Source organism: Streptomyces sp. NPDC102258, assembly GCF_055584685.1.
Genome location: NZ_JBVJLO010000017.1, coordinates 89,070 through 101,453 on the forward strand (window position 1 = coordinate 89,070; position 12,384 = coordinate 101,453).

13 protein-coding genes are annotated in these 12,384 nt (G+C 71.7%); 3 read left to right on the forward strand and 10 right to left on the reverse strand.

Going from position 1 to position 12,384, the window contains the following annotated elements; genetic code table 11:
* Positions 1–63: 63 nt before the first annotated feature.
* The 7 genes from ACZ6ZT_RS25800 to ACZ6ZT_RS25830 form a co-directional block, all read right to left on the reverse strand.
* The gene (locus tag ACZ6ZT_RS25800; RefSeq protein ID WP_469722281.1) at positions 64–669 is read right to left on the reverse strand and encodes a hypothetical protein; all 606 of its coding nucleotides are present in this window, start codon (positions 667–669) and stop codon (positions 64–66) included.
* A 116-nt stretch (positions 670–785) separates the two neighbouring features.
* Positions 786–1,691, reverse strand: a complete 906-nt coding sequence (locus tag ACZ6ZT_RS25805; RefSeq protein WP_469722282.1) for a DMT family protein — start codon at positions 1,689–1,691, stop codon at positions 786–788.
* Positions 1,692–1,770: 79 nt separating this feature from the next.
* Entirely contained in the window at positions 1,771–2,862 is a 1,092-nt protein-coding gene (locus ACZ6ZT_RS25810) for an LOG family protein (RefSeq protein WP_469722283.1), read from the reverse strand.
* A gap of 23 nt (positions 2,863–2,885) precedes the next feature.
* Positions 2,886–3,968: a hypothetical protein gene (locus ACZ6ZT_RS25815; RefSeq protein ID WP_469722284.1), complete on the reverse strand. Its 1,083-nt coding sequence runs from the start codon at positions 3,966–3,968 to the stop codon at positions 2,886–2,888.
* Positions 3,950–4,720, reverse strand: a complete 771-nt coding sequence (locus ACZ6ZT_RS25820) for an ABC transporter ATP-binding protein (protein WP_469722285.1) — start codon at positions 4,718–4,720, stop codon at positions 3,950–3,952. Before ACZ6ZT_RS25820 ends, ACZ6ZT_RS25815 begins: the two co-directional genes overlap by 19 nt.
* A 182-nt stretch (positions 4,721–4,902) precedes the next feature.
* Positions 4,903–6,264 carry an aspartate aminotransferase family protein gene (locus ACZ6ZT_RS25825; RefSeq protein ID WP_469722286.1) on the reverse strand — a complete coding sequence of 454 codons (1,362 nt, stop codon included), beginning with the start codon at positions 6,262–6,264 and terminating at the stop codon, positions 4,903–4,905.
* A 3-nt stretch (positions 6,265–6,267) separates the two neighbouring features.
* Positions 6,268–6,771 (reverse strand): Lrp/AsnC family transcriptional regulator, encoded by a 504-nt coding sequence (locus tag ACZ6ZT_RS25830; RefSeq protein WP_351818306.1) that lies wholly within the window; start codon positions 6,769–6,771, stop codon positions 6,268–6,270.
* A gap of 171 nt (positions 6,772–6,942) precedes the next feature.
* On the opposite strand from ACZ6ZT_RS25830, the gene ACZ6ZT_RS25835 reads away from it, so the two are divergent.
* From ACZ6ZT_RS25835 to ACZ6ZT_RS25845, 3 genes are all read left to right on the forward strand, one after another.
* Positions 6,943–8,382 carry a gamma-aminobutyraldehyde dehydrogenase gene (locus tag ACZ6ZT_RS25835; RefSeq protein WP_469722287.1) on the forward strand — a complete coding sequence of 480 codons (1,440 nt, stop codon included), beginning with the start codon at positions 6,943–6,945 and terminating at the stop codon, positions 8,380–8,382.
* A 116-nt stretch (positions 8,383–8,498) separates the two neighbouring features.
* Positions 8,499–9,677 (forward strand): polyamine ABC transporter substrate-binding protein, encoded by a 1,179-nt coding sequence (locus tag ACZ6ZT_RS25840; RefSeq protein ID WP_469722288.1) that lies wholly within the window; start codon positions 8,499–8,501, stop codon positions 9,675–9,677.
* A 98-nt stretch (positions 9,678–9,775) separates the two neighbouring features.
* A complete protein-coding gene (locus ACZ6ZT_RS25845) occupies positions 9,776–10,249 on the forward strand; it encodes a hypothetical protein (protein WP_469722289.1) in 474 nt (157 codons plus the stop codon).
* A gap of 48 nt (positions 10,250–10,297) precedes the next feature.
* On the opposite strand, the gene ACZ6ZT_RS25850 is transcribed toward ACZ6ZT_RS25845, so the two are convergent.
* The 3 genes from ACZ6ZT_RS25850 to ACZ6ZT_RS25860 all read right to left on the reverse strand — a co-directional run bounded on the left by ACZ6ZT_RS25850 (position 10,298) and on the right by ACZ6ZT_RS25860 (position 12,287).
* On the reverse strand, positions 10,298–10,438 hold the full coding sequence (locus ACZ6ZT_RS25850) for a hypothetical protein (protein WP_469722290.1): 141 nt from the start codon (positions 10,436–10,438) through the stop codon (positions 10,298–10,300).
* Between the two features lie 94 nt (positions 10,439–10,532).
* Entirely contained in the window at positions 10,533–11,222 is a 690-nt protein-coding gene (locus ACZ6ZT_RS25855; RefSeq protein WP_469722292.1) for a glycerophosphodiester phosphodiesterase, read from the reverse strand.
* Positions 11,223–11,258: 36 nt separating this feature from the next.
* A complete protein-coding gene (locus ACZ6ZT_RS25860) occupies positions 11,259–12,287 on the reverse strand; it encodes an adenosine deaminase (protein WP_469722293.1) in 1,029 nt (342 codons plus the stop codon).
* Between the last annotated feature and the right edge of the window lie 97 nt (positions 12,288–12,384).

A 12,384-nucleotide genomic window follows, 5' to 3' on the forward strand; every position in this document is an offset into this window, starting at 1 on the left:
TCACCCCCGTCACCCCCGACTTCCAGCATGCACGGACCGGGCGGGGGCCGCCTGCCGGGAGCCCTACCGCCGGCTCGCCCGCAGGATGTACAGGCTGACGAGCAGCGACCAGGCCGGGAAGACCAGCTCGGACCAGGGCACCCGGGAGCCAGCGGCGAGCAGGACGAGTCCCACGGCGTAGCCCAGCAGGGCGAGCGGGCGCGGGAAGACGCCGAGGCGCCTGCCGATGGTCGAGGTCGCGAAGACGAAGACGGCCGCCATCCGCATCCCGTACGTCATCAGCACCGTGTACGCGAACGAGCGGCCGAAGCCGGAGGGCGCCGCGGTCTCCGCGAGGACGGTGCCGGCCGCCGCGGCGGCGACGAAGAGGGCGGCGGTGAAGACGAAGCCGCTGCCCAGGAAGACGGTGGCGACGAACCGGTCCTCGGCCGCTCCGGTGTGCGCCCGCAGCGCGCCCATGAACCACAGGAAGAAGATCCCGGCGAACGGGACGAGCTCCAGCGCCGTGCTCACCGCCCAGCGGCGGTCCGGGTCCACGGGGGCGTGGGCGGCGTCCGACGGGAGCGCGTAGCGCATCAGCACGATCGAGGCCGCCAGCAGCAGCGCGAAGACGACCCCCACCGCACCCGCGGCGCGTGGCGTCTCCATCCGGGCGGTCGTGGTGTCCATGCACCCAGCAAGCGCCGCCGGCCGCGGCCCCGCCACCCCGCACACCCCGTGAGAGTGAACGCGGGGGCCGGGCCGCGACCGCTCGTACGGGTCCGGCCGGCCCGGCCGCCCTCCGGTCAGGACACCGGCGCCGGAACCTGTTCCTCCGCCGCGGCTTCGGCCCCGTCGTGGTTGCCGTACCAGGCCACCGCCACCGCGCCCGTGACCGCCAGGACGAAGCCCAGCACCGCGAGCCAGGCCAGCCCCGGCCGGGAGGCGTCCCCGAGCCACAGCACGCCGATGGCCCCCGGCAGCACCGTCTCGCCGACGACCAGAGCCGCCGTGGCGCCGTTCACGGAGCCGATCTGCAGGGCCACGGTGTGCAGGTACATGCCGCCGGCCCCGGCCAGCACGATCGCGTACAGGGCCGGGTCCGCGAGCAGCGTGCCGAGCGCGAAGGGCTCCACGCCGTTCAGGATCCGCACCCCGACGCCCAGGGCCCCGAAGGCCAGCCCCGACAGCAGGCCCGCCAGGATCGCGGCCCGCGCCCCGAGGAACCGTACGGCGACCGTGCCGCCGACGATGATCAGCCCCGTCACGCCCAGCAGCCACCAGTGCGTGGCCATCGGGGCGTGATGGCCGCCCTCGTGGCCGGCCGCCGTGGCGAGCAGCACCAGCGCCGCGCAGACCACGCCGATGGAGGACCACTCCTTGCGGGTCAGCCGGATCCCGAGCAGCTTGACGCTCAGCACGGCCGTGATGACCAGGTTGGCGCTGATCACCGTCTGCGACAGGAACAGCGGGAGCAGCCGGGCGGCCAGCGCGCCCAGCCCGAAGCCGACGAAGTCGAGGACCGTGCCGACGATGAACTCCCACGTCATCGCGGCCTTGGCGGTGGAGGCCAGGTTCGGTCCGCCGTGCGCGGTCACCCCGGCGGCGGCCGGGGAGGTCCGGGCCGCCCGGCGGGAGCCCACGGCTTGCAGGACGGATCCCGTTCCGTAGCAGATGGACGCCGCGACAGCGGTCAGCAGGCCTATGAGCACAGAGGGCTCCGTTCACGTCTGGCAGGTTTTGCGTACCTCTGCCAGACGTGTGAACGGCCCCGGAAGTTGCCTGGGGGAGTCAGCGCATTGCGGCGAGGGCGGCCGGAACCTCGTCCACCGAGTCCACCAGGGCGATCCGCGACTCCATCGCGCGCCCGCGCGCCAACGCCTGGAGCAGGGGCCAGGCGGGCAGGTGCCCGGTCCAGTGGGCGCGGTCGACCAGGACCATCGGCGTCGGTTCGCCGCGCGAGGCGTAGTAGTTGGCCGTCGCGTTGTCGAATATCTCCTGCACCGTGCCCGCCGCGCCCGGCAGGAACACCACACCCGCCGTGCACCGGGCGAGCAGCCCGTCCTCGCGGGTGGCGTTCGCGAAGTACTTGGCGATCTGGCCCGCGAAGGCGTTCGGCGGCTCGTGCCCGTAGAACCAGGTCGGAATGCCGACCGAATCGCCGCCCGCGGGCCAGCGTTCCCGTACGGCGAAGGCGGCGCGCGCCCAGTCGGAGACGGACGGGGTGAACGAGGGGGCCTTCGCCAGCAGTTCCAGGGCTTCGGCGAGGGCCTCGTCGGGGGCGGGCGACAGGTAGGCGCCGAGGTTGGCCGCCTCCATCGCGCCGGGGCCGCCGCCGGTGGCCACCGTCAGGCCCGACCGGGCGAGGGTGCGGGCGAGTTCGGCGGCGCCCTGGTAGGCGGCGCTGCCGCGGGTCATCGCGTGGCCGCCCATCACGCCCACCACGGGGGCTCCGGCGAGGTGTTCGTCGAGGGCGTCGGAGACCGCGTCGTCGTGGATGGAGCGCAGCATCGAGGAGAAGACGTCGCCGTCGGCCTTCGTCTCCTGGAACCAGGCGTAGGCCTGGGCGTCCGGGGTGGCCTCGTAACCCTCGTCGAGCCCGGCGAACAGTTCGTCCGGCGTGTAGAGCAGACCCCGGTACGGGTCGAACGGCAGGTCCGGGACGGGCGGGAAGACGAGCGCGCCGTCCGCCCGGACCTTCGCCGACGCGTCGGCCTCCATCGCGCAGCCGAGGAAGACGGCGGCGGACGTGTCGGCGGACAGCAGGGCGAAGGTGCGTTCGAGCAGGTTGACCGACTGGACGCGGTACCCGCTCAGCGAACCCCGGGCGGCGACCCGGTCGAACTCCGCGAGCGTCTCGATCTCGATGTCTGCGTTGACCATTCGGCCCACCCTAAGGGCTCACCTCAGCGGGTCAACGCCAGTGAAGTGAGCTGCGCCACAGCCCAGCTGACCGGGAGGCACACGGCGAGCAGGGCGGCCGCCCGCAGGGTGACGGCCGTACGCAGCACCGTTCCCGGGGTTCCGAGGTCCAGCAGGGCCGCCCGGGCGGCGGCGCGGGAGCGGCGCGATTCGGCGGCCGATGTGAGAAGGGTCGCGGCCGCACAGAGGGCCACCAGCGCCGCGGCCGGCCCGGTCAGCGGGCCGAGCGGGACCGGCGGCCCGCCCTGGTCGCGCAGGGCCACCGCGGTGAGCGAGGCGGCCCCGACGGCGCACAGCACCCCGAGGGGCCGGCCGACCCGGGGCGCGTCCTCCTGGAGGGCCCGCCCGGCCAGCAGCCGCAGCGCGCCGGGGCGGGCGGCCTGCACCAGGGTCCCGCAGGCGTAGGCCAGACCCGGTCCGGCCAGGGCCAGGCCCGTCGCGGTCAGGATCCAGCCGGCCGGGAGGGCCGCCCCGCGCGGGCCGGCGGCGCTCTCGACGGCGAGCCCGCAGGCGGCGAGCGCCACCCCCCAGGGCACCCCGGCCTGCGGGCTGAGCCCGGCGTGCGGCGGCCGGGGGCGCAGGGCGAGGGCGGTGGCGGCGGAGGCGGTGAGCGGGATCAGGGCCAGCAGGGTGAAGGCGGCGGCGACCGGGAGCGGCCGGCCGGCGTGGAGCAGCCGGGCCCCGGCGCCGTCGAAGGGGAGGCCGGTCAGGTCGCCGCGCAGGTGCAGGAAGGCGGCCAGGGCCAGGGCGCTGCCCAGGGCGCAGGCGACGGCGGTGGAGACCGCGGCGGCCAGGGTGAGCCGTACGGGTCCCAGCCCGACGGCGTCGAGTCCCTCGCGGGGCCGGGTCGCCGGGTCGGTCCGGGCCACGGCCACCGCGAACTGGACGGTGGCGGCGAGCGGCACCAGCGCCCACAGCAGCCGCAGTGACGATCCGGCGGGCCGGGCCGTCGCCTCGGCGAGGACGTACAGCAGCAGGAAGCCGGTACCGGCGCAGGCGGCGGCGACGAGCAGTCGGCGCAGCTGGACCGCGGGGCGGGAGCCGCGGGTCAGGCGGAGAGCGAGCACGCGGCCTGGTCCTCCGTGGTCCGGGGGGAACCGGCGGCCGCGGTCGCGGCTCCGGCCGGGCGGCCGTCGAGCAGGCCCAGCGTACGGTCGGCCGCGGCGGCGGTCTCCTCGTCGTGGGTGGCCAGCACCACGGTGATCCCGTGCGAACGGGCGGCCGTGGTCAGCGTACGGAGCAGCAGGGTGCGTTCGGAGCGGTGCAGCGGGGCCGTCGGCTCGTCGGCGAAGAGCACGGCCGGCTCCGCGACCAGGGCCCGGGCGAGCGCCACGCGCTGGCATTCGGCCCGGGTCAGGGCGCCGGGGCGCTTGCGGGCGAAGCCGCCGATGTCGAGGCGGTCGAGCCAGGCGCGGGCACTGTGCCGGGCGGCGCGGCCGGGGGAGCCGGTGAGCAGCAGCGGCAGGGCGACGTTCTCCCACACCTTGAGCTCGGGCAGCAGCCGCGGTTCCGGGCCGATCCAGGAGAACCGGTCGCGGCGCAGCCGCTCGCGGGCCGACGTGCCCAGCTTGTGGAGGGGGACGCCGTCGAACCAGACCTCGCCCTGCTCGGGGACCAGCCGGCCGGCCAGACAGTGCAGCAGGGTGGACTTCCCGCAGCCGCGCGGGCCGGTCACCGCCAGGATCTCGCCGGGGCGCACGCCGGCGCTGACGCCGATGAGGCCGGGGGAGCCGTCGTGGGAGTAGTGCAGCGACCTGGCCCACAGCACGTCTTCTTCGGGTGGGGCCTGCTCCGGGGCACTGTCCGATGGAGCCACCATGGCGTACACCTCCGTCCGGGGGAACGAAGCGGAGCCCTTTTCGGTCACTGGCGCCGCACATGAGATGTAATGAGATAAACGTCTTGGATGCGGACGACACACGGCCCGGACCCCCGCGTTCTCACTCGAACGGGGGATCCGGGCCGTGTGTTCGGACCAGCGGACCGGCGTAGTGCTCCTGCTTACAGCTTGGTCCAGGCCTCGGTGAGGACCGAGCGCAGGATGCCCTCGATCTCGTCGAAGGTGCCCTGGTCCGCGATCAGCGGCGGAGCCAGCTGGATGACCGGGTCGCCACGGTCGTCGGCGCGGCAGTACAGGCCGTTGTCGAAGAGCGCCTTGGAGAGGAAGCCGTAGAGCACGCGCTCGGTCTCCTCGTCCGTGAAGGACTCCTTGGTGACCTTGTCCTTCACGAGCTCGATGCCGTAGAAGAAGCCGTTGCCGCGGACGTCACCGACGATCGGGAGGTCGTGCAGCTTCTTCAGGGTGTTGAAGAAGTTGCCCTCCTGATCCAGCACGTGCTGGTTCAGGCCTTCCTTGTCGAAGATGTCGAGGTTGGCCAGCGCCACGGCGGAGGACACCGGGTGTCCGCCGAAGGTGTAGCCGTGCAGGAAGGTGTTGTCGCCCTTGTAGAAGGGCTCCGCGAGGCGGTCCGAGATGATGCAGGCACCGATCGGGGAGTAGCCCGAGGTCATGCCCTTGGCGCAGGTGATCATGTCCGGCACGTAGTCGAACTTGTCACAGGCGAACATCGTGCCGAGACGGCCGAAGGCGCAGATCGTCTCGTCGGAGACGAGGAGCACGTCGTACTCGTCGCAGATCTCGCGGACGCGCTGGAAGTAGCCGGGCGGCGGCGGGAAGCAGCCGCCGGCGTTCTGCACCGGCTCCAGGAAGACGGCGGCGACGGTGTCGGCGCCCTCGAACAGGATCTCCTGCTCGATCTGGTCGGCGCACCAGCGGCCGTAGGCCTCGGGGTCGTCGCCGAAGATCGGGGCGCGGTAGATGTTGGTGTTCGGCACCTTGTGCGCGCCGGGGACCAGCGGCTCGAAGGGGGCCTTCAGGGCCGGCAGGCCGGTGATGGACAGGGCGCCCTGCGGGGTGCCGTGGTAGGCGACCGCACGCGAGATGACCTTGTACTTGGTGTGCTTGCCCTGGAGCTTGAAGTACTGCTTGGCCAGCTTCCAGGCGGTCTCCACGGCCTCGCCGCCACCGGTGGTGAAGAAGACCTTGTTCAGGTCACCCGGGGCGTAGTGGGCGAGGCGCTCGGCCAGCTCGACGGCCTTGGGGTGCGCGTACGACCAGATGGGGAAGAACGCGAGTTCCTGGGCCTGCTTGTACGCGACCTCGGCCAGTTCCTTGCGGCCGTGACCGGCGTTGACCACGAACAGTCCGGCGAGACCGTCCAGGTAGCGCTTGCCCTTGTCGTCCCAGATGTAGGTGCCCTCGCCCCGCACGATGGTGGGGACGGGGGAGTTCTCGTACGAGGACATGCGGGTGAAGTGCATCCACAGGTGGTCGTACGCGGTCTTGGAGAGGTCTTGGCTCACGGGCTATCGAGTTCCCCACATGTAGGTCTGCTTCTTCAGCTTCAGGTAAACGAAGCTTTCGGTTGATCGCACGCCGGGGAGCGTGCGGATCTTCTTGTTGATCGTTTCCAGCAGGTGGTCGTCGTCCTCGCAGACGATCTCCACCATCAGGTCGAACGACCCCGCGGTCATCACGACGTACTCGCACTCGGCCATGGCGGTCAGAGCGTCGGCCACCGGGTCGAGGTCCCCCTCGACGTTGATGCCCACCATGGCCTGGCGTCGCAGGCCCACGGTGAGCGGGTCGGTGACGGCGACGATCTGCATGACGCCCTGGTCGAGCAGCTTCTGTACGCGCTGGCGTACGGCCGCCTCGGAGAGGCCCACGGCCTTGCCGATCGATGCATAGGGACGGCGACCGTCCTCTTGCAGTTGCTCGATGATCGCCAGGGACACAGCATCGACCGAAGGGGACGGTTGTCTGTTCCTGGCATCTGCGCTTCGACTGACCACGACCTCACTGTGCACGAGGAGTCGTCTGTTCCGCAACCCGTAAGCGATGAAATTCGTTGTTGGGGATCTCGGATTGCACGGATTTCGCAGTTCCTGGCGTCTGGCTCTGTCGAAAGCGTCGGCCGAGGGGCTACTCTTGGCAGAGTCGTCTCAATCGTTGGACATGTGATCAGGAGAGTGGCTGGAGTGACCACCGAACTGCGTCGTCTGCGCAACTACATCGGCGGGGAGTTCAAGGACGCCGCCGACGGGCGGACCACCGAGGTGGTCAACCCCGCCACCGGCGAGGCGTACGCGACCGCGCCGCTGTCCGGCCAGGCCGACGTGGACGCCGCCATGGCCGCGGCCGCCGCCGCCTTCCCGGGCTGGCGCGACACCACCCCCGCCGAGCGGCAGAAGGCCCTGCTCAAGATCGCGGACGCCTTCGAGGCGCGCGCGGACGAGCTGATCGCCGCCGAGTCGGAGAACACCGGCAAGCCGCTGGCCCTGACGGCCAGCGAGGAACTGCCGCCGATGGTGGACCAGATCCGCTTCTTCGCCGGCGCCGCGCGCCTGCTGGAGGGCCGCTCGGCCGGCGAGTACATGGACGGGATGACCTCGATCATCCGCCGTGAGCCGGTCGGCGTCTGCGCGCAGGTCGCGCCGTGGAACTACCCGATGATGATGGCCGTGTGGAAGTTCGCCCCGGCGATCGCCGCGGGCAACACCGTGGTCCTCAAGCCCTCGGACACCACCCCGGCCTCCACCGTCCTGATGGCGGAGATCATCGACTCCGTCCTGCCCAAGGGCGTCTTCAACGTCATCTGCGGTGACCGCGAGACCGGCAAGGCCATGGTCGAGCACCCCACCCCGGCGATGGCCTCCATCACCGGCTCCGTGCGCGCCGGCATGCAGGTCGCCGAGAGCGCCTCGAAGGACGTCAAGCGCGTCCACCTGGAGCTCGGCGGCAAGGCCCCGGTCGTGGTCTTCGAGGACGCCGACCTGGCCAAGGCCGTCGAGGACATCGCGGTCGCCGGCTACTTCAACGCCGGCCAGGACTGCACGGCCGCCACCCGGGTGCTCGTGCACGAGTCGATCCACGACGAGTTCGTGGCCGCGCTCGCCAAGGCCGCCGCCGACACCAAGACCGGCCAGCCGGACGACGAGGACGTGCTCTACGGCCCGCTGAACAACCCGAACCAGCTGAAGCAGGTCGCGGGCTTCATCGAGCGCCTCCCCGCCCACGCCAAGGTCGAGGCGGGCGGCCACCGGGTCGGCGACAAGGGCTACTTCTACGCCCCGACCGTCGTCTCCGGCCTCAAGCAGGACGACGAGATCATCCAGAACGAGGTCTTCGGCCCCGTCATCACCGTCCAGTCGTTCACGGACGAGTCCCAGGCCCTGGAGTACGCGAACGGCGTCGAGTTCGCCCTCGCCTCCTCCGTGTGGACCAAGAACCACGGCCGCGCGATGCGGATGTCCAAGAACCTCGACTTCGGCTGCGTGTGGATCAACACCCACATCCCGCTCGTCGCCGAGATGCCGCACGGCGGCTTCAAGAAGTCCGGCTACGGCAAGGACCTCTCCGCCTACGGCTTCGAGGACTACACGCGCATCAAGCACGTGATGACCTCGCTCGACGGCTGATCCGCGCACGCCGCCGCGGTGGCGTGCGCGCACTGAGCACCGCAGGCCGCTGAAGGGGCGGGCAGTAGACATGATGTCTATTGCCCGCCCCTTCGCGTTGGCCCGAGGCTGTGCCCATGCCTGAACTCGCCTTCTCCCGCCGCTCGGCGCTGCGCGGCCTCGGTGCCGCGGGCCTGCTGGCCGCCCTCACCGGCTGCGGTGTGCCCGCCGCCTTCGTCCCGGAGGACCGGCGAGAAGGCCTGGACCTCTCGGACCGGGACCGGAGCCTCGCCTTCTCCAACTGGCCGCTCTACATCGACACCGACGACGAGGACGAGGAGAGCCGTCCGACCCTGGACGCCTTCACGGAGAAGACCGGGATCGAGGTCCGGTACACCGAGGAGATCAACGACAACGACGAGTTCTTCGGCAAGATCAGCCCGGCCCTCATGAACCACCAGCCGACCGGCCACGACCTCGTGGTGATCAGCGACTGGATGGCCGCCCGCTTCGTCCACCTGGGCTGGGTCCAGAAGATGGACCGCTCGGCGCAGGCCAACGTGGCCCGCCACCTCGACCCCCAGCTGCGGTCCCCCGCCTTCGACGAGGGCCGGCTGCACACCGTCCCCTGGCAGTCGGGCATCACCGGCATCGCCTACAACCGCAAGGCACTGGGCCGGGAGATCAAATCCGTCAAGGACCTCTGGGCACCGGACCTGGCGGGCAAGGTGACGCTCTTCTCGGGCCTCGACGAGTCCTTCGCCCTGCTGCTGCAGGGCGAAGGCGTCGACGCCACGCGGTGGACCGAGTCCGAGTTCCACCGGATGTGCGACCGGGTCGAGAGCATGGTGCGGAAGAAGCACATCCGCCGCTTCACCGGCAACGACTACACCTCCGATCTCAGCAAGGGCGACGTCCTGGCCTGTCAGGCCTACTCCGGCGACGCCATCCAGCTCCGGGCCGACAACCCCGACATCGAGTTCGTCGTCCCGGAGGAGGGCGCCGAGCTCTGGGCGGAGAGCCTGCTCATCCCCAACCTCGCCCGGCACAAGGCCAATGCCGAGGCCCTGGTGGACTACTACTACGACCCCGCCGTGGCCGCGCAGCTGGCCGCCGCGGTCAACTACGTCTGCCCGGTGCCCGGCGCCCGCGAGGTGCTGGCCGCCTCCCCGGACAAGGAGACCGCGGCACTCGCCGAGAACCCGCTGATCTTCCCGGACGACGACATGCGCAAGCGCCTGGCCCTGGCCCGGGACATCTCCTCGGCCGAACGACCGTCCCTCGCCAAGCGCTGGAACGCCATCGTCGGCCTCTGACCGGGCGCCCCCGCCGTGCGACAGCGGCAGCCCCCTCGTCGCTGAACACGTTCAGGAATTTGGCTGAACGTGTTCAGTTCTGGGCGTAGGCTGTCCCCATGAGCGAGAGAAGCGCCCTCGAACGGCGGATCCGTGCCTGGCTGTTGCTGTTCGTCGTCTGCCTGGTCCTCAGCGGCCTCACCGCCTTCCCCCTGGTCACCGAGCTCCACTGGCTCAACACCCTGATCGCCAACGACTGGCTGCGGCGCGTGGCCGACGGGCTCGACCGGGCCGACGCCGACTACCCCTTCCTCCTCTACGGCACCGACTGGCTCGCCTTCGCCCACCTGGTGATCGCGGTCTTCTTCTACGGGGTCCACCGCGACCCCGTCCGCAACATCTGGATCGTCGAGGCCGGCCTGATCGCCTGCCTCGGGATCATCCCGCTGGCCCTCCTCTGCGGCCCGGTCCGGGGCATCCCCTTCACCTGGTCACTGATCGACATGTCGTTCGGCGTCTTCGGAGCGATCCCCCTGCTGGCCCTGCGCCGCATGATCAAGCGACTGGACGCCCTGCCCGGCCGGCCCGCCTGACCGAGCCCGCCAGGCGGCGCGGCCGCTACCGGGCGAAGGCCGCCGCCACTACACCGCGCCCTCCGCGACCACCCCGAACAGGGCCGCCACCGGAGCCCGTCGCCGCCACACCAGGGGCAGGTTGCCGAGTGAGGTCAGCAGGTACGCCGCCCAGGTCGCGGGCGAATCGCGCGGGTCGCGGGGCACCACGAACGGGATGGTCGCCGCACCTGCACCAGCAGCGCCAGCCCCAGGTCCCGCCAGCGCGGATCGGCGGCCCGCAACCGCTCCCCCCACGCCCGTATCACCCGCCGAGCTCGGCCCGTACGGCGCTCAGCGCGTCCACCCGGTTCGTGGTCACGGAGTCCACGCCCGCCCGGATCAGGGCGCGCATCGACCGCTTCGTGTCCGCCGTCCAGGCCGACACCAGCAGCCCGTCGCGGTGCAGGGCGTCCGTCAGCTCCCGGCTGACCAGGCCGAAGCGGTAGTTGAGCCAGCGCGGGGCCACCGCGTCGGTCAGCACCCGGCGCGGCGGCGAGAGGGTCGTCCAGGTCAGCGCGATCTCCGCGCCCGGATCGGCGGCGCGGACCGCGAGCATGGTGTTCGGCCCGGCGCAGTAATACACGCGCTCGCGCGCCCCGCACTCGCGCACCAGGCCGACGACGCTCTTGACGGCCTCGTACGAGGCCCCCGGCAGGTCGAGCATCAGCCGCCCCGCCTCGGCGGCCATCAGGGCGTCGCGCAGCGTCGGGATCCCGCCCTGCGTCAGCTCCTTCAGCTGCGGGGCCGTGACGGCGTCGAGCCGTACGTCGTGGCCCCACAGCCGCTGGAGGGTGTCGTCGTGGAGCAGGACGGGGACCCCGTCGCGGGTCAGTCGTACGTCGATCTCCACCGCGTCCGCTCCGCGCGCGAAGGCGGACCGGACGGAGGCGAGGGTGTTCTCACGGACGCGGTAGGGATCGCCGCGGTGGCCGACGGCAGTCAGGGTGCTCATGCGCCCATTCTCGCGGGTCGGCCGGCCGACGGGAGGTCAGCGGGCCAGCCATTCGGCGGTGTACGCGTCGATCTCGGCGGTCAGCTTCGCCTTGCCGGCCGGGTCCAGGAAGGAGGCCTCGACGGCGTTCTTCGCGAGCTGGGCGAGGCCGCGCTCGTCGAGGCCGAGGAGCCGGGCGGCGACCGCGTACTCGTTGTTGAGGTCGGAGCCGAACATCGGCGGGTCGTCGCTGTTGATGGTGACGAGCACGCCCGCGGCGACCATCTCCTTGACGGGGTGGGCGTCGAGGTCCGTCACGGCGCGGGTGGCGATGTTGGAGGTCGGGCAGACCTCCAGCGCGATCCGGTGCTCGGCGAGGTGGGCGAGGAGTTCGGGGTCCCGGGTGGCGCTGGTGCCGTGGCCGATGCGCTCGGCGCCCAGTTCGCGCAGGGCGTCCCAGATGGTCTCCGGGCCCGTCGTCTCGCCGGCGTGCGGCACGCTGTGCAGGCCGGCGGCGCGCGCCTGGTCGAAGTACGGCTTGAACTGCGGGCGCGGCACGCCGATCTCCGGGCCGCCCAGGCCGAAGGAGACCAGGCCCTCGGGGCGCAGGTCGACGGCGAGGCGGGCGGTCTCGGCGGCGGCCTCCAGGCCGGCCTCGCCGGGGATGTCGAAGCACCAGCGCAGGATGACGCCCAGTTCGGCCTCGGCGTCCTTGCGGGCGTCCTCGATGGCCGCCATGAAGGCCGTCTCGTCGATGCCGCGCCGGGTGGAGGAGTAGGGGGTGATGGTGAGTTCGGCGTAACGGATGTTCTGCCGGGCCATGTCGCGGGCCACTTCGTACGTGAGGGTGCGTACGTCGTCGGGGGTGCGGACCAGGTCCACGACCGAGAGGTAGACCTCGATGAAGTGGGCGAAGTCGGTGAAGGTGAAGTAGTCGGCGAGCGCCTCGGGGTCCGTGGGGACCTTCGAGTCGGGGTGCCGGGAGGCGAGTTCGGCCACGATGCGGGGGGAGGCGGAGCCGACGTGGTGGACGTGCAGTTCGGCCTTGGGCAGCCCCGCGATGAAGGGGTGCAGGTCGTCGGGCATGGGGGGCCTCCGGGAGGACGGGGTGCGGGTGGTTCGGCTTCATCGTAGGCAGGCCGGTGGGGTGTTGGCGGCAGCGCATAGCATGGCTGTACGAGAG